Source organism: Rhodothermus marinus (genome assembly GCF_009936275.1).
In the GTDB taxonomy this organism is placed as follows: Bacteria; Bacteroidota; Rhodothermia; order Rhodothermales; family Rhodothermaceae; genus Rhodothermus; species Rhodothermus marinus_A.
On record NZ_AP019797.1, the window covers coordinates 3,239,200 to 3,256,249 of the forward strand.

General features: G+C 64.8%; 21 protein-coding genes. 13 read left to right on the forward strand and 8 right to left on the reverse strand.

Features of this window, described 5'->3' with window-relative positions; all coding sequences use genetic code 11:
• Nucleotides 1–10 precede the first annotated feature (10 nt).
• The gene (locus GYH26_RS14160) at nucleotides 11–331 is read right to left on the reverse strand and encodes a hypothetical protein (protein ID WP_144295469.1); all 321 of its coding nucleotides are present in this window, start codon (nucleotides 329–331) and stop codon (nucleotides 11–13) included.
• Nucleotides 332–498: 167 nt separating this feature from the next.
• Between GYH26_RS14160 and GYH26_RS14165 the strand changes: the two genes are divergently transcribed.
• The 3 genes from GYH26_RS14165 (at nucleotide 499) to GYH26_RS15705 (ending at nucleotide 1,632) form a co-directional block, all read left to right on the forward strand.
• Nucleotides 499–975, forward strand: coding sequence for an OsmC family protein (locus GYH26_RS14165; protein ID WP_161542200.1), 477 nt, complete (start codon nucleotides 499–501; stop codon nucleotides 973–975).
• Between the two features lie 79 nt (nucleotides 976–1,054).
• Nucleotides 1,055–1,273 (forward strand): DUF433 domain-containing protein, encoded by a 219-nt coding sequence (locus GYH26_RS14170; RefSeq protein WP_161542201.1) that lies wholly within the window; start codon nucleotides 1,055–1,057, stop codon nucleotides 1,271–1,273.
• A 2-nt stretch (nucleotides 1,274–1,275) separates the two neighbouring features.
• Entirely contained in the window at nucleotides 1,276–1,632 is a 357-nt protein-coding gene (locus GYH26_RS15705) for a DUF5615 family PIN-like protein (protein ID WP_431768146.1), read from the forward strand.
• Nucleotides 1,633–1,675: 43 nt separating this feature from the next.
• Here the strand turns inward: GYH26_RS15705 and GYH26_RS14180 are convergent, their stop codons facing one another.
• Nucleotides 1,676–2,461, reverse strand: a complete 786-nt coding sequence (locus GYH26_RS14180) for a TrmH family RNA methyltransferase (protein ID WP_161542202.1) — start codon at nucleotides 2,459–2,461, stop codon at nucleotides 1,676–1,678.
• Between the two features lie 126 nt (nucleotides 2,462–2,587).
• Between GYH26_RS14180 and GYH26_RS14185 the strand changes: the two genes are divergently transcribed.
• Nucleotides 2,588–3,304 carry an SDR family oxidoreductase gene (locus GYH26_RS14185; RefSeq protein ID WP_161542203.1) on the forward strand — a complete coding sequence of 239 codons (717 nt, stop codon included), beginning with the start codon at nucleotides 2,588–2,590 and terminating at the stop codon, nucleotides 3,302–3,304.
• A gap of 60 nt (nucleotides 3,305–3,364) precedes the next feature.
• Here the strand turns inward: GYH26_RS14185 and GYH26_RS14190 are convergent, their stop codons facing one another.
• Together GYH26_RS14190 and GYH26_RS14195 are read right to left on the reverse strand one after the other, a co-directional pair.
• Complete coding sequence (locus GYH26_RS14190) at nucleotides 3,365–4,711, reverse strand: M56 family metallopeptidase (RefSeq protein ID WP_161542204.1); 1,347 nt, start codon at nucleotides 4,709–4,711, stop codon at nucleotides 3,365–3,367.
• Nucleotides 4,698–5,081 carry a BlaI/MecI/CopY family transcriptional regulator gene (locus GYH26_RS14195; RefSeq protein ID WP_161542205.1) on the reverse strand — a complete coding sequence of 128 codons (384 nt, stop codon included), beginning with the start codon at nucleotides 5,079–5,081 and terminating at the stop codon, nucleotides 4,698–4,700. Before GYH26_RS14195 ends, GYH26_RS14190 begins: the two co-directional genes overlap by 14 nt.
• Before the next feature lie 158 nt (nucleotides 5,082–5,239).
• On the opposite strand from GYH26_RS14195, the gene GYH26_RS14200 reads away from it, so the two are divergent.
• The 6 genes from GYH26_RS14200 (at nucleotide 5,240) to GYH26_RS14225 (ending at nucleotide 10,760) form a co-directional block, all read left to right on the forward strand.
• Nucleotides 5,240–6,589, forward strand: coding sequence for an acetylxylan esterase (locus tag GYH26_RS14200; protein WP_161542206.1), 1,350 nt, complete (start codon nucleotides 5,240–5,242; stop codon nucleotides 6,587–6,589).
• Nucleotides 6,586–7,815 carry an SGNH/GDSL hydrolase family protein gene (locus GYH26_RS14205; RefSeq protein ID WP_242006459.1) on the forward strand — a complete coding sequence of 410 codons (1,230 nt, stop codon included), beginning with the start codon at nucleotides 6,586–6,588 and terminating at the stop codon, nucleotides 7,813–7,815. Before GYH26_RS14200 ends, GYH26_RS14205 begins: the two co-directional genes overlap by 4 nt.
• A 102-nt stretch (nucleotides 7,816–7,917) precedes the next feature.
• Nucleotides 7,918–9,039 (forward strand): TRAP transporter substrate-binding protein, encoded by a 1,122-nt coding sequence (locus GYH26_RS14210; RefSeq protein WP_161542207.1) that lies wholly within the window; start codon nucleotides 7,918–7,920, stop codon nucleotides 9,037–9,039.
• A 3-nt stretch (nucleotides 9,040–9,042) separates the two neighbouring features.
• A complete protein-coding gene (locus GYH26_RS14215) occupies nucleotides 9,043–9,618 on the forward strand; it encodes a TIGR00730 family Rossman fold protein (RefSeq protein WP_161542208.1) in 576 nt (191 codons plus the stop codon).
• Entirely contained in the window at nucleotides 9,602–10,123 is a 522-nt protein-coding gene (locus tag GYH26_RS14220; RefSeq protein ID WP_161542209.1) for a DinB family protein, read from the forward strand. Before GYH26_RS14215 ends, GYH26_RS14220 begins: the two co-directional genes overlap by 17 nt.
• Nucleotides 10,104–10,760 carry an alpha/beta hydrolase gene (locus GYH26_RS14225; RefSeq protein WP_161542210.1) on the forward strand — a complete coding sequence of 219 codons (657 nt, stop codon included), beginning with the start codon at nucleotides 10,104–10,106 and terminating at the stop codon, nucleotides 10,758–10,760. Before GYH26_RS14220 ends, GYH26_RS14225 begins: the two co-directional genes overlap by 20 nt.
• Here GYH26_RS14225 and GYH26_RS14230 read toward each other — a convergent pair.
• The 3 genes from GYH26_RS14230 to fdxA form a co-directional block, all read right to left on the reverse strand.
• Nucleotides 10,741–12,063, reverse strand: a complete 1,323-nt coding sequence (locus GYH26_RS14230) for a TRAP transporter large permease (RefSeq protein WP_161542211.1) — start codon at nucleotides 12,061–12,063, stop codon at nucleotides 10,741–10,743. The genes GYH26_RS14225 and GYH26_RS14230 overlap by 20 nt on opposite strands.
• A complete protein-coding gene (locus GYH26_RS14235) occupies nucleotides 12,060–12,614 on the reverse strand; it encodes a TRAP transporter small permease subunit (RefSeq protein WP_161542212.1) in 555 nt (184 codons plus the stop codon). Before GYH26_RS14235 ends, GYH26_RS14230 begins: the two co-directional genes overlap by 4 nt.
• Nucleotides 12,615–12,738: 124 nt before the next feature.
• A complete protein-coding gene (fdxA, locus tag GYH26_RS14240) occupies nucleotides 12,739–13,095 on the reverse strand; it encodes a ferredoxin FdxA (RefSeq protein ID WP_012845132.1) in 357 nt (118 codons plus the stop codon).
• A gap of 175 nt (nucleotides 13,096–13,270) precedes the next feature.
• On the opposite strand from fdxA, the gene GYH26_RS14245 reads away from it, so the two are divergent.
• Nucleotides 13,271–13,693, forward strand: coding sequence for a methylglyoxal synthase (locus GYH26_RS14245; protein WP_161542213.1), 423 nt, complete (start codon nucleotides 13,271–13,273; stop codon nucleotides 13,691–13,693).
• A 2-nt stretch (nucleotides 13,694–13,695) separates the two neighbouring features.
• Here GYH26_RS14245 and ruvB read toward each other — a convergent pair whose 3' ends face one another.
• A complete protein-coding gene (ruvB, locus tag GYH26_RS14250; protein WP_012845134.1) occupies nucleotides 13,696–14,718 on the reverse strand; it encodes a Holliday junction branch migration DNA helicase RuvB in 1,023 nt (340 codons plus the stop codon).
• A gap of 149 nt (nucleotides 14,719–14,867) precedes the next feature.
• On the opposite strand from ruvB, the gene GYH26_RS14255 reads away from it, so the two are divergent.
• Complete coding sequence (locus tag GYH26_RS14255) at nucleotides 14,868–15,461, forward strand: DUF3109 family protein (protein WP_161542214.1); 594 nt, start codon at nucleotides 14,868–14,870, stop codon at nucleotides 15,459–15,461.
• 16 nt (nucleotides 15,462–15,477) lie between these two features.
• Complete coding sequence (gene rpoN, locus GYH26_RS14260) at nucleotides 15,478–17,046, forward strand: RNA polymerase factor sigma-54 (protein ID WP_161542215.1); 1,569 nt, start codon at nucleotides 15,478–15,480, stop codon at nucleotides 17,044–17,046.
• Nucleotides 17,047–17,050: the final 4 nt, after the last annotated feature.

Genomic DNA, 17,050 nt, shown 5'->3' on the forward strand with positions numbered 1-17,050 from the left:
GGCCGGGATCCTATCCGCGTCGCTGGCGACGTTCGACCGCCACCGAAAGCCCCCAGATCAGCGCCCAGGCGACGGCCATCCACCACCAACGTCCTATCAGCAGCGCGAGTACGTTGATGCCGTAAAGCACGTGAAACAGCGCTTCCGGCGCGCTGCGTCGCATGCGGGGCAGGTGCGGCGCCGCCAGCAAGGCGCCCAGCTTGAGCAGCAGCATGAGCGGCGTGTAGACGAGCACGATCCAGCGCGCCCAGGGCAGCGCCGGGATCGCAGCCAGCACGATCACCACCGTGACGACGACGTCCAGCAGCGCCTCTTTGAGCCAGCGCCCCATGGCTCCCATCGCATTGCCATTCGTTTGCCCGCAATATCGCCCATTTCGACCGGCGGTAAAACGCCCCGCCCGCTTTTTCCCGGTTCTTCCACGTCGTGCCACGTTGCACCAAACCGCCGGAATCCCGATTTTGCATGGCACAAATCCGAACCATCCCGACCGCGATCATGAAAGCCCGCCTCAAATATGTCGAAGGACTGACCTTCATCGGACAGGCCGGCTCCGGCCACTGGACCGTGCTCGACTCCGGATACGGGGGACGTCCGTCCGGGGCCACCAGCCCGATGGAAATGGTACTGCTGGCACTCATGGGCTGCTCGGCCATGGACGTCGTCTCGATCCTGGAGAAAATGCGTGCACCGTTCACCGACCTGCAGGTGGAAGTGGAAGCCGACCGGGCCGAGACCCACCCGCGCGTCTACACGCGCATTCACCTGACCTACCGCGTCTTCGGACGCGACCTGAAGCCCGAACAGGTGGCCCGCGCCGTAGAGCTCTCACAGGAGAAGTACTGCTCCGTCAGCGCCATGCTGCGCCCCACCGTCCCCATCACCTACGAAATCTGGATCGAAGATCCGGAAACCGGTCAGCGACAGGCGGTCCCCTTCGCCCGGAAGCCGGACGACGCGCCCGCCTCCGGGTGACCCGCCTGACGGAACCGCCAATCCGGAACAGCATCGAAGCAAAACACCTGATCTCTACGCCTCGAGCCTTGAATGGGCCATGAAACTGCTGGAGCGCATCGTGCTGGATCCCGAAATTATGGGCGGCAAGCCTACCATTCGGGGAACGCGCATTACGGTAGGCACCATTCTGAACCAGCTGCGCTTCCAGAGCCGGGAGGAACTCCTGCAGGACTATCCGGAATTGACGCCTGAAGACATCGACGCCGCACTGGCTTACGCCGCCCTTCTCGCTGAAGAAAGAGAAATGCCCCTTTGAAGGTGCTAATCGACATGAACCTTTCGCCCAGATGGGTAGCCTTTCTCAGGGCGAATGGAATTGAAGCTGTTCGATGGTCCGAAATAGGCAAGCCGGATGCTCGAGATGTCGAGATTTTTTGTTTTGCTGAAAAACATGGCTACGTCATTCTGACTCATGATCTGGACTTCGGGACGCTGCTTCGTTATTCAAAGCAGACCAGACCCAGCGTGGTCGTACTGCGTGATCTGGACCTGAGACCGGAAGTAAGCGGCCCACTTGTGCTACAGGCACTGACCCGGACCGAAGAGGTCCTCCGACAGGGAGCGCTTGTGGTGGTCCCCTCAAAAAAGGTTCGCGTTCGTCCGCTCCCATTCTGAAGAATACAGGCCCTTCCAAACGAAGCTGACGCGTCCTATTTGTTCACCTAGGCGCACCGCCGCGTTGCAGGCGCTCCCAGAGGAGCACGCCGGCCTTCTGGACGCTGCGCAGGTAGAAGACGGCCCGAAGTGTGGCCTTCCATTCCGGCGAGAGATCTCCGTGTCGTCCCTGGCGGGCCAGCCGGTCGCGCTGCGCATGGTAAAGCGCAATGGCCGCCGCCACCGAAATGTTGAAGCTCTGCGTGAAACCCACGATCGGGATCACGCAGCGGGCGTCGGCCATCGCCAGCAGTTCTCGCGAGACGCCTTCCACTTCGTTACCGAAAACCAGCGCCGTCGGCATCGTGAAGTCAAACGTGTCGATCGGTTCGGCTTCCTCCAGCGCCGTGGCGACGATCCGGTAGCCGGCCGCCTTCAGCACGGGCACGGCTTCGGCGGCCGTCGGCCACATCCACACGTCCAGCCACTTGTCGGCCCCCTGGGTGGTACGCTCGGACGTCTTGTACTTCTGCACCTGGCCCTTGATGATCCCGAAGCCCTGATACCCCAGCGCCTCGGCCGAACGCATGACGGCGCTGACGTTGCCCGTGTTGGCCAGTCCTTCGACGACCGGCACCACCGTATAGGTGCGTCCGTCGAGCACCTGCTCGATGCGCTGGCGGCGGCGCTCGGTGAGGTACGGCTGCAGCCACGCCACGATCACGTCCGGCGACACGCCCTGCAGCCGCGCCGCCAGCGCCTCGGGATCGGTCAGATGCCCCTGCTGGGCCGCCGCCTGAAAGACCCGCGCCAGTTCCTGTTGCAACCGTGCTTCCGGCGTCAGCAGCATCGTCCGGTAAAAAATGCGTTACGAGCCCGCTTCCGGCCCTCTTGCGCTGTTCCGGGCCGGACACCCACCTGCGGGTGCGCCGTAGATTAAGGCCGTCCCTTCCAAAAAACAAACGGAAAACGCGTTATGGAGCTTCGGGATAAAGTGGCCGTCGTGACCGGCGCCAGCAGCGGGCTGGGCCGGGCCTTTGCGATTGCGCTTGTGCAAAAAGGCGCGCACGTGTACGGACTGGCCCGGCGCGTCGAGCGTCTGAACGCGCTCCGCGACGAACTGGGCCCCCGCTTCCATCCGATCGCCTGCGACGTGACGCGGCCCAACGACGTCGAGGCGGCCTTTCAGCGCGTGATCCGCGAGGCCGGTCGTCTGGACATCCTGATTAACAATGCGGGGCTGGGCAAAATGGGGCCGGTCGATGAGCTTTCGCTGGAAGACTGGGACGTGCAGATGAACACGAACCTGCGCGGCGTCTTTCTCTGCACGCGCGCGGCCGTGCCTCAAATGAAAAAACAGAACGTCGAAACCGGCTTCGGTGGACACATCATCAACATTGCTTCAATAGCCGGCCTCATCGGCAATCCTAACCTGAGCGCCTACAATGCTACCAAGTTTGGCGTGCGGGGCTTTAGCGAGGCCATCATGAAAGAGTTGCGCAATGATGGCATCAAGGTAACCTGTGTGTACCCAGGCTCGGTGGCTACCGAGTTCTTCGAAGTAGCCGGGATGCGCGGAGCCGATCGCCCGGTTACGCCCGAACAGGTAGCGCAAACCATCCTGCACATTCTGGAGACCGACGACAACTACCTGATCTCCGAGGTGGTCATCCGGCCACTCCGACCGCGGTGATAAGCAGGCGGAGGGGTCCGGCTCGGACCCCTCCGCCGTTTCTATCGGGACCACCCGCGTTTACTTTGCGGCGTTTTCTCCAAGTTGAAACACCACCGGAAGGGCCATGCGGACGGCGACGGGAAGGCCGTCCTTCTGCGCGGGTTTGAAGCGGACTTCCTGAAGCGCCTGCAGCACGGCCTGGTCGAGCGCTTCATGCACGCCGCGGACGACGCGGGCATCGCGCACGCGTCCGGTTTCGTCCACCACGAAGCTGACGATCACTCTGCCTTCAATGCCCTGCTCGCGGGCGGCTTCAGGGTAGTGAATCTTTTCGTAGAGGGCCTGCAGGCCGCCGATCAGCTCGGGCATCACCACGCCCTGCAGCTCTTCGGGCGATTCGAGCACCTTGCCCGCGGCCTGTGCCGTGGTCGCCTCGGTCTGCGATTGCACGGGCGTGTCGGGCACGTCGGTGCAGGCCAGCAGTCCGGTCAGTCCGATCAGCGCGCCGAGAAGCAGCAGCCGCACCCGGCGCGGCGCGAGCGATTGGACAGGTTGCATCATGGCCTCCATGCGTTGTTTGAGGGTGGATTTTCTCAGAAGGGACAGGCTCAATTCCGGTGCACGTTGCGCCTGGAGCAGCGTCGTCAGCAACAGCCGGGCGTAGCCGGCGGGCGAGGCGATCCGCGCCGCCAGCACCGCCCGATCACAGAGCACCTCGCGGAGCAGCTCCAGCCGCCGCCGGTAGCCCCAGAGCAGCGGATGAAACCAGAACAGCGTCAGCACCAGCTCCTCCCCGAGCTGCGCCCGGAAGTCGCGCCGCTGCAGGTGGACCAGTTCGTGCCAGAGCATCGGCCGTCGCGCCTGTGGATCGGTCAGCGCCAGCTCCGGCACAACCACCGTCGGGCGCCGTCCACCCATCGAAAAGGGCACCCGGCCGCCCACCAGCAGCCGCACCGGCCGGCGAAGGCCCAGGCGCTCGGCCATCTCGGCCACTTCGGCCGCCAGCTCGGGCGGCGCCGGACGGCACCGCCTCAGGTAGCGCCGCAACCGCACCCAGCGCACCCCGAGCGCCGCCAGACGCACCGCCACGCCCAGCAGCCACACGAACAGCACCAGTTGTCCGACCGCCACCAGCCCCTGCGCGCTGCCCCCTTCGGCCGGGGCCGACACGACCTGCGCGCCGAGCCAGACCAGCACCTCGGGCGGCTCAGCCCGCCAGAACGCCACTTGCGGAAGCAACGTCAGCCGCAATCCGTAGGCCAGGAGCCCCAGCGGCAACGCATAGAAACCCGCCTGCAGCAGCGCGTAGGCCGCCTCGGGCCACCTGCGCATCACGCGGCGGACGCTCAGTAGCAACAGCAGCGCGGCCGCAGTCCAGAGCCCCAGCAGCCACGCGCCTTCCAGCCAGAATTCACGCGGCATCATCGCTTTCCTCCAGTTTTTCGATCAGCCGTTGCAGTTCGGCCAGCTCCTCCGGGCCGAGCGACTCCTGGCGCACAAGCGTCTGCACCAGCTCCAGCGGCGAGCCGAACACCTTGTCCACCAGCCGCTTCAGCAGATCCGACTTGAATTCCTCCGGCGGCACCGCCGGCCGGTACACGTACATGCGCCCCTGCTTGCGAAAAGTCAGATAACCCTTGTCGGCCAGGTTGCGCATGACGGTCATCACCGTCGTGTAGGCACGGTCGCCGCCCAGGCGGGCGTGCACGTCGGCCACCGACGCCTCGCCCAGCTCCCAGACGACCTGCAGGATCTCCATTTCCGTTTCGCCAAACGGCACCAGTGCACGACGCATAGCACAACCTCCGGATTTTTCAATGTCAAGTTACGCTTTTAATCGTACTAAAATGATCGTAAAAAGTCAAGTCCTTCCTGCAATTTTTTTGCGGCATGGGGTTGTGCGGACGAGGTCGTGTCTACAGAAGAGAAGCGTTCCGTCATCGAAGCTGTCCGATGCGTACCGGAATTCCTGTCGTCGTCCTGCTGTTCGGGCTGGGCGTTGCCGCGAACGTCGCGGCCCAGTGCCCGGATACGACCGGGTGGGCGGCCATCGCCCGGGCGAGCCGGGCCGATCATCAGCGCATGCTGGAGCTACTCGGCATCGATCGGCTGCGGCCCGGCCCTTCGCCTCAGGAAGCCAACACCGACGAAGCCAGGGTGCCGCCCTACACCCTGCCCGACCCGCTGGTCACCTTCGACGGTCGGCGTATCACCACGCCCCGGGAATGGTGGGAGGTGCGTCGCCCGGAGATCGTCGCGGCGTTCGACCGGGAGGTCTACGGCCGCGTGCCGCCCGACGTGCCTTCGGTACGCTGGGAAGTGGTCAGCACCACCCGCACGGTGCAGGATTCGATCCCGGTCGTCGTCAAAAAGCTGGTGGGCCATGTGGACAACAGCGCCTACCCGGCCATCGAGGTACACATCGACATGACGCTGGTCACACCGGCCGAGGCCGACGGGCCGGTGCCGGTGATCCTGCATTTCAGCTTTGTCTGGCCGGAGTGCATGCGGCCGCCCGCCCCACCTCCCGGTCAGCGCACCTGGCAACAGCAGGTGCTGGCGCGGGGCTGGGGCTATGCCGAGCTGTACCCGACCAGTTACCAGGCCGACCACGGCGCGGGGCTGACCGCGGGGATCATCGGACTTACGAATCGGGGGCGGCCGCGCCGTCCCGACGACTGGGGCGTGCTGCGCGCCTGGGCCTGGGGTGCCAGCCGGGCGCTGGATTACTTCGAGACCGACCCCACCGTCGATGCCCGGCGCGTGGGCATTGCGGGGCTTTCGCGTTTTGGCAAGGCGGCGCTCGTGGCCATGGCCTACGATCAGCGGTTTGCGATCGGCCTGATCGGCTCATCGGGCGCCGGTGGCGCCAAGCTGCTCCGCCGCGTCTTCGGCGAGCAGGTGGAAAATCTGGCCTCGCCCGCCGAGTATCACTGGTTCGCCGGCAACTTTCTCAAATACGCCGGTCCGCTGACGCCCGACGACCTGCCCGTCGATGCACACCTGTTGATCGCGCTGGTGGCGCCGCGCCCTCTGTTCATCGGGGCCGGCCATCCCGAAGTCGAAGGGCACTGGGTGGACGCCCGGAGCACGTTTCTGGCCGCCGTCCATGCCGAGCCGGTATATCGACTGCTGGGGAAAGTCGGCCTGGGAACCGACGTCATGCCGCCCGTTGGCGAGCTGCTGGCCCGAGGCGAGATCGCCTTCCGCATGCATGAGGACGGTCACACGAACGGCCCCAACTGGCCCTATTTTCTGGAGTTCGCCAGCCGTTACTTTGAACCGGATCGAAACGGCCAATGAAATTGCTACGTCTTGCCGCCGTCGTCTGCGTGCTGCTTGCGGGCTGTCGCTCCGGCAATTCGCCCGATGCGTCTGCGCCGGAGGAGGTCTGGGTGGGCACCTGGGCCACGGCACCCCAGCTTGTGGAACCGCACAACATGCCGCCTCCGCCCGGACTGGCCGGCAACACGTTGCGCCAGATCGTGCACGTCTCGCTGGGGGGCGATCGCCTGCGCGTGCGCTTTTCCAACGAATACGGTAAGACGCCGATGGTACTGCAGGCGGTGCATCTGGCCGACGCCCGGGAAGGAAGCGCCATCGATCCGGCCACCGACCGGGCCCTTACCTTCGGCGGGCACCCTTCGGTGACCATCCCGCCGGGCGCGACCGTTACATCCGATCCGTTCGACTATTCGCTGCGGCCGCTGTCGAACGTGGCGATCACCATTTACTTTGGCGAGGTGCCGGCCGATCTCACCGGGCATCCCGGCTCACGCACGACGTCCTATCTGCAGGAGGGCAACGCCGTCGATGCCCCGGAAATGCCCGAGGCGGTTACGTTCGAGCGCTGGTACGTGATCAACGGGATCGATGTGGTGGCCCCGGAGGCCGCCGTGGTGGTCACGCTCGGCAACTCGATCACCGACGGGCGTGGTTCGGGAACGAACAAGCAGAACCGCTGGCCGGACGAACTGGCCCGGCGGCTGCAGGCCGATCCACGTACCCGGCACGTGGGCGTCGTGAACATGGGGATCGGCGGCAACTGTGTGGTCCGGCAATGCCTGGGCCCATCTGCACGCGAACGCTTTGCACGGGACGTGCTCCATCAGCCGGGCGCGCGCTGGGTGATCGTTTTCGAGGGCATCAACGACATCGGCGGCGCCGAAGGCGGCCTGGAAGGAGCGCTGGCCATGGCCGATTCGCTCATCGCTGCCTATCGCTGGATGATCGATCAGGCGCATGCCCGTGGCCTTCGTATCTACGGGGCCACGCTACTCCCCTTCGAAGGTGCCTTTTACTACACGCCCGAACGTGAACAGGCCCGCCAGCGCGTGAACGAATGGATCCGCACCAGCGGGGCGTTCGATGCGGTAATCGATCTGGACGCGGCGCTGCGCGATCCGTCGAATCCCGCCCGCCTGCATCCCGACTGGGACACCGGCGACCATCTGCATCCCAACGAGGCCGGTCATCGCCGCATCGCCGAAGCTATCGACCTGACGCTGTTCGTGGACGACGCCCCCTGAAATGGCCGGCCCGGCACCTGCACATGGGCGATTCGCTTTTGCCGGCGAGCGTGCGTATTTTTGGGAAGCTTCCGGAAAGACGATCCAACCGAAAGATACGCGATGGAACGTCGGCGCTTTCTGAAAAAGGCCGCGCTGGGTGCGGCGGCCACGGCCGTGCTGGCAGGCTGCGGTAATCGGCAGACAGACGAAGGCGGCGCGCCCGCCGTGCAGACGCTGCCCCGTCTGCGCTGGCGGCTGGCCTCGAGCTTTCCACGCGGGCTCGACACGATCTATGGCGCGGCCGAGGTGCTGGCCGAACGCGTACGTGCGCTGACCGACGGCCGCTTCGAGATCCGCGTCTACCCGGCCGGCGAGCTGGTGCCGGGCCTGCAGGTGCTCGACGCCGTGCAGAACGGCACGGTCCCGATCGGCCACACGGCCAGCTACTACTTCATCGGCAAGCATCCGGCGCTGGCCTTCGACTGTACGGTACCCTTCGGGCTGACGGCCCGTCAGTACAATGCCTGGCTGCTCGAAGGCGGCGGTCTGGACCTGTTGCGTGAGCTGTTCGCCGAGTTCAACATCGTGAACCTGCCCGGCGGCAACACGGGCGCCCAGATGGGCGGCTGGTTCCGGCGCGAGATCAACAATCTGCGCGACCTGCGCGGCCTGAAAATGCGCATTCCGGGCATGGGCGGTCGGGTCATGAGTGAAATGGGCGTGACCGTGCAGGTGCTGGCCGGCGGCGAGATCTACCCGGCGCTGGAACGCGGCGCCATCGACGCGGCCGAGTGGGCCGGTCCCTATGACGACGAGAAGCTGGGCTTTTATCAGATCGCACCCTACTACTACTATCCGGGCTGGTGGGAGCCCGGTCCGGCACTGACCTTCTACGTGAACCGCCGCGAGTGGGAGCGGCTGCCTTCGTTCTACCGGGAGGTGCTCTGGACGGCTGCGCTGGAGGCCAGCCAGACCATGGTGGCCCGCTACGATGCCCGTAACCCGGCAGCCCTGCAACGCCTGCTGCAGGCCGGCGTGCAGCTCCGGCGCTTTCCGGACGACGTGCTGCGCGAAGCCGCCCGCATCACCGAAGAACTGCTCGGACAGGAGCAGGACCCGCTCTACCGTAAGATCTACGAAGCCTACCGCAGGTGGCGGGCGCAGAGCTATCGCTGGTTCGGCACCACAGAGCTGGCCTACGCGCAGTTTGCCTTCCAGCTACCCTCCTTCCTCGAAACCTGAGCCATGCCCCACCGCGTCTGCGTCTACTGCGCCGCCAGCCAGCGGGTGGATGAGCACTACCGAAAGCTGGCCGAACAGGTGGGCGCGCGGCTGGCACAGGCCGGCTACGAGCTGGTCTACGGCGGTGGCGATGTGGGACTCATGGGCGCGCTGGCCCGTAGCGTCCACCGGCACGGCGGACGCGTCGTGGGCGTCATCCCCGAAGCGCTCCAGGAGCGCGAGGGCATCGCCTACGAACTGGCCGACGCGCTCATCGTCACGCAGACGCTTCAGGAACGCAAGGCCGTCATGTTCACGCGGGCCGACGCCTTTCTGGTGCTGCCCGGTGGCTTCGGCACGCTCGAAGAGTTTATGGAAGTGCTGACGCTGCGCCAGCTCGGCTACCACCACAAACCCATCGTGCTGCTGAACTACAGGGGATTCTTCGATTTGCTCCTGCGCTTTTTCGAACGGCTACGCCGCGAACGCTTCGTGCCGGACCACTGGCCGTTCGCCGTCGCCTCGGACGTGGACGAAGCCTTCGCCCTGCTGGAACGTGCCCTGGCACCTACCGATTCCTCCCATGCCGACCGTCCCTGAAACCGAACTGGCCCTGCTTCGCACCTGCTACGAGACGCTCGCGACCCTGCTCGACCGCGAAGGCGCGCGCTTCTTCGAAAAGCTACCGGGCTCCGACTGGACGCCCGCGCAGCATGCCTGGCACGTGGCCGTGGCCAACGGAATGATGTTCAAGGGCATTCGCCTGCTCTGTGAGGGACGCCACCCGCAGGCCAGACCGGAAGGTGCACCCAACGAGATCGGCCGCCACGTGCTGGCTACCGGCCGGATGCCGCGCGGCCGCGCCCGTGCTCCCGAAGCGGTGCGTCCCCCCGACACGCTCGACATCACCACACTCCGCGAAGCCCTGCAGCGCAGCCATCAGGGCCTCGAGGCGCTGGCACCGCTGCTTCCGCGCCTGTCCGCCGTGGTCGAGCGGGCACCCCATCCGTTTCTGGGGTGGCTCAATGCGACGGAGTGGCTGCAGGTTGCCCGCATCCACACGATGCACCACCTGCATATCATCGATGAACTCCTGGGAGCCTGAGGCGCATCATCTGTCCGTCACCCGTACGGCCCGGTACTACACGCTGGGGCGCCCGGGCCCGTCGGTGCAGACCTGCTGGTTCGTGCTGCACGGCTACGGGCAACTGGCCGGCTCGTTTCTGGAAGCTTTTCGTCCGCTGGCCGACGCCTCACACCTGTTCGTGGCACCGGAGGCGCTGTCTCGTTTCTACCTGGAAGGCTTCTCGGGTTCGGTAGGAGCCTCATGGATGACCCGCGAGGATCGCACGGCGGAAATCGCCGACTACGTCGCCTATCTGGACGCCCTGCATGCCCGCCTGCAGGCGCAGCTACCGAATGCAGCGCTGCATGTACTGGGCTTCTCGCAGGGTGCGGCCACGGCCTGCCGCTGGCTCGCGCTCGGACGTGCCCGCGCCCGACGCCTGATCCTATGGGCCGGCGACGTACCCGAAGACCTGCCGGCCGAAGCGACCCGCCGCCTGCCCACGCCTGAGCTGGTCTTCAGCACCCGCGACCGGCTGATCGACGCGGCGCGCCGCCAGCAACTCGTGGCGCGCCTGACCCGACTGGGCCTGCACCCCGTCGTGCACCTGTTCGACGGTGGCCACCGCCTGCACGAACCGCTGCTGCGCGAGCTGCTCAGCGCACGGCCCAGTTGACCATTTCCGGAAACAGAATGATCAGCAGCAGGCCGACGAGCTGAATCAGAATGAAGGGCACGGCGCCCCGGTAGATCTGGGCGGTGGTCAGCTCGGGCGGCGCCACACCCCGCAGGTAGAACAGCGCAAACCCGAAGGGCGGCGTCAGAAACGAGGTCTGCAGGTTCATGCCCACCATCACCCCGAACCAGACCAGGTCGATCCCAAGCGCCCGGGCGGCCGGCACCAGCAGCGGCAGGATGATGAAGGCGATCTCGAAAAAGTCGATAAAGAAGCCCAGAATGAAAATGGCCAGGTTGGCAACCACCAGAAAGCCGACGATGCCGCCAGGCAGGTTCGTCAGCAGTTCCTCGATCCAGATGTCGCCGTAAAGGCCGTAGAAGACCAGCGAGAAGGCCGTCGAGCCGATCAGCAGAAAGACCACCATGGTGGTCAGGCGGGCGGTTTCGTCCATCGACGCCCGCAGTGCCTCGAACGAGAGCCGCCGGTTCAGCAGCGCCAGCACCATGGCACCGACGGCCCCCAGCGCGCCGGCCTCGGTGGGCGTGGCGATTCCGGCAAAGATGCTCCCCAGCACGAGCAGGATGAGCACCAGCGGCGGGAGCATAACGAGCACCACGCGGCGGGCCAGCTCACGCCCCGGCACGTTCCGGACCGAACGCGGCAGTGCCGGTGCAGCTTTCGGCTTCAGCAGTGCCACACCTGCCGCATAGAGCGCGTAGAGTCCGGCCAGCGCCAGACCGGGCACGAGCGCGCCCAGAAACAGATCGCCCACCGACACGCCGAGCTGATCGGCCAGCACGACGAGCACCACGCTCGGCGGAATGATCTGGCCCAGCGTACCCGAGGCGGTGATAATGCCGGCCGCCAGCTCTTTCGAGTAGCCGTAGCGCAGCATGACCGGCAGCGAGATCATGCCCATGGCCACCACCGAGGCTCCGACGACGCCCGTGGCAGCGGCCAGCAGTGTGCCCACGAACACGACGGCCAGCGCCAGCCCGCCCCGCAGCGGCCCGAACAGCATCCCGATCGTCTGCAGCAGGTCCTCGGCCAGCCGGGATCGCTCCAGCACCGTGCCCATGAAGATGAAAAACGGGACGGCCAGCAGCACGTAGTTCGACATGATCCCGAAGGCCCGATCGGGCAGCGCAAAAAGCAGGCTCCAGTCGAAGTAGCCCAGCGCCACGCCGATCCCTGCAAAGATCAGCGCCGTACCGCCCAGCGCAAAGGCCACCGGGTAGCCCGAAAAGATGAGCACCAGGGCCGTGAGAAACATCAACGGAGCCAGCCAGTCGCCGCTCATACTTTTCCGAGGCCGTCCTGACGGGTTTCAGCTTCCAGTTGACGCAACCGGGCAATCTGGTGGATCAGCATCGAGACGCCCTGCAGCGCCAGCAGCACGAAGGCGACCGGTAGCATTGCCTTCAGCGGATAGCGGGGCAGGCCGCCCGGATCCGGCGACATCTCTTTCACCGTCCACGAATTGACCACCCAGCCCCACGACACCCAGAGCACCAGCCCGCAGAAAGGCAGCAGGAAAAGCACCGTGCCCAGCAGGTTGATCCAGGCGCGGGCCCGGGGCGAAAGGCGGCCGTAGAACACGTCCACGCGCACGTGCGCGTCCCGCTGCAACGCGTAGGCGGCTCCCAGCAGAAACACCAGGCTGAACAGGTACCACTGCAGCTCAATGTAGAAGTTCGAACTCAGCCCGATCCCGGTATAGCGGTCCAGATAGCGCACCACGGCATTGTAGGCGCCTACCAGCACCATGAGCAGCACCAGCCAGTAGACCAGCCGGCCCACCCACAGGTTGAGCCGATCGATGGCCCGCGCCAGTTTCAGCCAGTGTTCCATGGACGGATGCGGCTTACCGCATGTCGTGCCCGGAGCATAACGGATTTCCACCAGATTTGCAAGGCGGTGGATGCAAAAAAGCCCCTGCAACGGTGCAGGGGCCTGTTGGTGCCTTTTCCAGAAGCTATTGCTGTGCCGGAGCGTCCCAGGTCAGGATGTCCTTTTCCGACTTAGGCCGGTTGCGCCACTCCTCGGCATCGGGCAGCGGTCCCTTCTTCTCGGTAATGTTGTAGCCCATGGCCTTCCACTGCTCGGCCAGGTACCGATTCCACTCAATGTAGTGCTGCCACTCCTCCGGCACCTCGTCGTCCGGATAAATGGCCTCGACCGGACAGGTCGGCACGCAGGCGTTACAGTCGATGCACTCGTCCGGATGAATCGCCAGAAAGTTCGGCCCTTCGTAGAAGCAATCGACCGGGCAGACTTCGACGCAGTCGGTGTACTTGCAGTTGATGCAGGGCTCGCAGACAACGTACGGCATGACGACCAGCGTTCGGGGTTAACGGATCCGATCAGAATATACGGTGTACAGGGTTGCGTATGCTAACGATTTTTGCAGGCAAACGACTTTCTTTCGACGGCCGGGGTTCCCACTGGCGCAGCGTCCGAAATTTTGTTTAATTGCAGCCGGGCAAACCGTAGTCTGAAAAACCGCCATGAAAGAGACCATTCGCACGATAGCGCTCATCGCGCACGACGGCAAGAAGGCCGACATGGTGGCCTTCGCCATGCAGCACCGCGACCTGCTGGCCCGCTTCGAGCTGGTAGGCACCGGCACGACCGGCAAACTGCTGGAGGAAAAAGTGGGCCTTCGCGTGCGGCGCTTCCTTTCGGGGCCGCTGGGCGGCGACGTGCAGATTGCCGCGCGCGTTGTGACCGGCGACATCCACGCCGTGTTCTTCTTCGTGGACCCGCTCGACAAGCACCCGCATGACCCCGACATTCAGACGCTCATGCGGGCCTGCAACGTGCACAACGTACCGCTGGCCACCAACCCGGCCACCGCACACTACATCCTGACCAGCCAGGCGCTGCAGAGCGTCGAAGCCGGTGCGGCCGATGAGTCGTCCGGCACCTGAGTTCAGTCGAACAGGCTACCCGTGCGGGCCGGTGGGGTCAGGCCGAAGTGCTGATAGGCACGGATCGTCGCCACGCGGCCGCGGGGCGTGCGCTCCAGGAAGCCCTCCTGGATCAGGTAAGGCTCGTAGACTTCTTCAAGCGTGCCGGGATCTTCGCCCACGGCCACGGCCAGCGTGTTGAGTCCGGTGGGTCCGCCGCCGAACTTCTCGATCAGCGTGCGGAGCAGGCGCACGTCCATTTCGTCCAGTCCGGCCTCGTCCACGTCGAGCGCTTCCAGCGCCATGCGGGCCACCTCGCGCGTGATGCGGCCGTCGCCCTTCACCTCGGCAAAGTCGCGCGTCCGCCGCAGCAGGCGATTGGCGATGCGCGGCGTGCCCCGACTCCGGCGGGCGATCTCGTAGGCGCCCTCCTCGTCGATCTCGACGCCGAGGATCCGCGCCGAGCGCAACACGATCTGCTGCAGGTCTTCCGTCCGATAGTAGTCGTACCGAAATTCGATGCCGAAGCGAGCCCGGAGCGGCGCCGTCAGCAATCCTTTGCGCGTGGTGGCGCCGATGAGCGTGAAAGGCGGCAGCCGGAGCTTGACGCTCCGCGCATTGGGACCACTGTCGATCAGAATGTCGATCCGGTAGTCCTCCATCGCCGAGTAAAGGTACTCCTCGACGACCGGGCTGAGCCGATGGATCTCGTCGATAAAGAGCACATCGCCCTCGTTCAGATTGGTGAGCAGCCCGGCAATGTCGGCCGGTTTTTCCAGCACGGGCCCGCTCGTGGTGCGGATGCGGGCGCCCATCTCCTCGGCGATAATGTAGGCCAGCGTCGTCTTGCCCAGGCCCGGCGGCCCGGAAAGCAGTACGTGGTCCAGCGTCTCGCCCCGCTGCAGGGCGGCCGTGATGAACACACGCAGGTTATCTTTGATCTTCGGCTGGCCGATAAATTCTTCAAGGCGGCGCGGCCGCAACGCCTTTTCGTAGTCTTCTTCGGCGTGCTGCGGTAGCGGACGCAGTAGACCGGGTTCGCGCATCGTCGGCCCTCTCACGGTTTGCGTTCTGGCTCAAAATAAAACCGATAGTGTCAACGGTCTGACACCGCCGGGGTTTACCGCAAAAATAACAACGCAAGAGCGCGAAGATCGTTGACAAAGCGCCCGAATCGCCCTACGTTAAAGGCATCATGTTTGCGGTTGACCACATACTCATTTCCGACAGCGTCCTGGAGGCGCCTTTCGCCTGTCAGCTGCAGGCGTGCCGGGGCGGCTGCTGTGTGCAGGGCGAATCGGGTGCCCCCCTGGAGCCGGGCGAGCGCTACGTGCTGGAGGCGCTCGTGCCCGAGCTGGCGCCATCGTTGCGCCCCGAAGCGCAGGCGCTCATTGCCGCCCGTGGCCCCTGGGAGAAAGTCGGGGCCGACCGCTATGCCGTCCGCTGCACTTCGGACGGCGCCTGCGTCTTCGCCGTCTATGACGAAGCGGGTATTGCCCGCTGCGCCATCCAGCAGGCCTACGAGCAGGGGCGCATCGACTTTCCCAAGCCGATTTCCTGCCACCTGTACCCGCTTCGGGTGGAACGCCGCCAGGGCTTGGAAATTCTTCATTATGAAAAAATTCCGCTGTGCGACGCGGCCCGAGCGCACGGCGCCCGCTGCGGCATCAGCCTGGTAGATTTTCTGGAAGCGCCGCTGGTGCTGCGCTACGGCCGCGCCTGGTACGAACGCTTTCGGACCCTGTGGAACGAACGCCGCCGGCTCCTCGGACTGGCGGCCCAATCCTGACGGGAGGGACGGAGCCATGCTGAAACTCAAGCAGGAACAGAAGCTGCAGCAAAAGCTCTCGCCGCAGCAGATCCAGTACATCAAGCTGCTGCAGCTCCCCACGCTAGCCCTGGAGCAGCGCATCAAGGCCGAACTGGAATCCAATCCGCTGCTGGAAGAAGGCCCGGAAGAAGAGGAAGAAACCCCGCTCGAAGAAGCCCTCGACGAAACGCCCGAAACGGCCGAGGCCGAAGCGACTTCGGAGACGACAGAGACCGAAGAGGAAACCGCCGAAGAAGCGACCTCCACCGAAATCGAAGAAGAAATCGACTGGGAAGAACTGTTCAACAACGTCGACGACCTTTACGGTTACAAGGCGCGCGTGGACCGCACCGACGAAGACGAAGAGCGGCGTGAGCTTCCCCTCCCGGCCCGTCCCTCGATGATCGAGCACCTGCGCGAACAGCTCGTCCTGCTCGACCTGAACGAAACCGAGCGCCTGATTGCCGAGCAGATCATCGGCTCGATCGACGAAGACGGCTACCTGCGGCGCCCGCTCGAGTCGATCGTGGACGACCTGATGTTCACTTACGGCGTCAGCGTAACCGAGGAGGACGTCGAGCGGGTGCTCAAGCAGATTCAGCGGCTCGATCCCGTCGGCATTGCCGCCCGCGATCTGCGCGAGTGCCTGATCGTCCAGCTCGAGGCCATGCCCGAAGACACGCCCGGTCGCGAAGTGGCGCTTCGGATGCTTCGCGAGGCGTTCAAGGACTTCGCCATGAAGCACTTCGAGGCGCTCCAGCGCAAGCTCGGCGTCTCGGAAGCGGAACTCAAAGAAGCCTACGACCTGATCCAGCACCTCAATCCCAAGCCCGGCGAAGGCGGCGACGTAACGCCCCAGCAGAACTACATCGTCCCGGACTTCACCGTCACCTACCAGGACGGGGAATTCATCATCACGCTCAACAGCCGCAACGCGCCGCAGCTCCGCATCTCGCGCCGCTACCGCCAGATGCTCGAGCAGATGGCCGCCGAGAAGAAGAAAGGCAAGCGCACCAATGGGCTGGACGAACAGACCCGGGCTTTTCTCAAAAACAAGCTGGAATCGGCCCGCTGGTTCATCAACTCGATCAACCAGCGGCGTCAGACCATGCTTAAAGTGATGAAGGCCATCGTCGAGCTGCAGGAAGACTTCTTCAAGTACGGCGAAGGCCACCTCAAGCCCATGATTCTCAAAGACGTGGCCGATCGCATCGGAATGGACATTTCCACGGTCAGCCGCGTCGTCAACGGCAAGTACGTCCAGACCGACTTCGGCGTCTATCCGCTGAAGTATTTCTTCTCCGAAGGACTGGCCACCGAAAGCGGCGAAGAGGTTTCCAATCGGGAAGTCAAGGCGCTCATCCAGCGCATGATCGAACAGGAAGACAAGCGCAACCCGCTTTCGGACCAGAAAATCGCCGAGCTGCTGGCCAGGCAGGGATTCAAGATCGCCCGTCGGACGGTAACCAAGTACCGCGAACAGCTCGGCATTCCGGTGGCCCGTCTCCGACGCGAGATCGTGCTGGACGATCAGCAGGAAAAGGAAGCTGCGAGCGAAAAGTAATTCG

Excerpts from the sequence above, each read along its gene's own strand:
- GYH26_RS14160 (WP_144295469.1), bottom strand. The coding sequence starts at position 331 with ATGGGGCGCTGGCTCAAAGAGGCGCTGCTGGACGTCGTCGTCACGGTG.
- GYH26_RS14165 (WP_161542200.1), top strand. The coding sequence starts at position 499 with ATGAAAGCCCGCCTCAAATATGTCGAAGGACTGACCTTCATCGGACAG.
- GYH26_RS14170 (WP_161542201.1), top strand. The coding sequence starts at position 1,055 with ATGAAACTGCTGGAGCGCATCGTGCTGGATCCCGAAATTATGGGCGGC.
- GYH26_RS14180 (WP_161542202.1), bottom strand. The coding sequence starts at position 2,461 with ATGCTGCTGACGCCGGAAGCACGGTTGCAACAGGAACTGGCGCGGGTC.
- GYH26_RS14185 (WP_161542203.1), top strand. The coding sequence starts at position 2,588 with ATGGAGCTTCGGGATAAAGTGGCCGTCGTGACCGGCGCCAGCAGCGGG.
- GYH26_RS14190 (WP_161542204.1), bottom strand. The coding sequence starts at position 4,711 with ATGATGCCGCGTGAATTCTGGCTGGAAGGCGCGTGGCTGCTGGGGCTC.
- GYH26_RS14195 (WP_161542205.1), bottom strand. The coding sequence starts at position 5,081 with ATGCGTCGTGCACTGGTGCCGTTTGGCGAAACGGAAATGGAGATCCTG.
- GYH26_RS14200 (WP_161542206.1), top strand. The coding sequence starts at position 5,240 with ATGCGTACCGGAATTCCTGTCGTCGTCCTGCTGTTCGGGCTGGGCGTT.
- GYH26_RS14205 (WP_242006459.1), top strand. The coding sequence starts at position 6,586 with ATGAAATTGCTACGTCTTGCCGCCGTCGTCTGCGTGCTGCTTGCGGGC.
- GYH26_RS14210 (WP_161542207.1), top strand. The coding sequence starts at position 7,918 with ATGGAACGTCGGCGCTTTCTGAAAAAGGCCGCGCTGGGTGCGGCGGCC.
- GYH26_RS14215 (WP_161542208.1), top strand. The coding sequence starts at position 9,043 with ATGCCCCACCGCGTCTGCGTCTACTGCGCCGCCAGCCAGCGGGTGGAT.
- GYH26_RS14220 (WP_161542209.1), top strand. The coding sequence starts at position 9,602 with ATGCCGACCGTCCCTGAAACCGAACTGGCCCTGCTTCGCACCTGCTAC.
- GYH26_RS14225 (WP_161542210.1), top strand. The coding sequence starts at position 10,104 with ATGAACTCCTGGGAGCCTGAGGCGCATCATCTGTCCGTCACCCGTACG.
- GYH26_RS14230 (WP_161542211.1), bottom strand. The coding sequence starts at position 12,063 with ATGAGCGGCGACTGGCTGGCTCCGTTGATGTTTCTCACGGCCCTGGTG.
- GYH26_RS14235 (WP_161542212.1), bottom strand. The coding sequence starts at position 12,614 with ATGGAACACTGGCTGAAACTGGCGCGGGCCATCGATCGGCTCAACCTG.
- fdxA (WP_012845132.1), bottom strand. The coding sequence starts at position 13,095 with ATGCCGTACGTTGTCTGCGAGCCCTGCATCAACTGCAAGTACACCGAC.
- GYH26_RS14245 (WP_161542213.1), top strand. The coding sequence starts at position 13,271 with ATGAAAGAGACCATTCGCACGATAGCGCTCATCGCGCACGACGGCAAG.
- ruvB (WP_012845134.1), bottom strand. The coding sequence starts at position 14,718 with ATGCGCGAACCCGGTCTACTGCGTCCGCTACCGCAGCACGCCGAAGAA.
- GYH26_RS14255 (WP_161542214.1), top strand. The coding sequence starts at position 14,868 with ATGTTTGCGGTTGACCACATACTCATTTCCGACAGCGTCCTGGAGGCG.
- rpoN (WP_161542215.1), top strand. The coding sequence starts at position 15,478 with ATGCTGAAACTCAAGCAGGAACAGAAGCTGCAGCAAAAGCTCTCGCCG.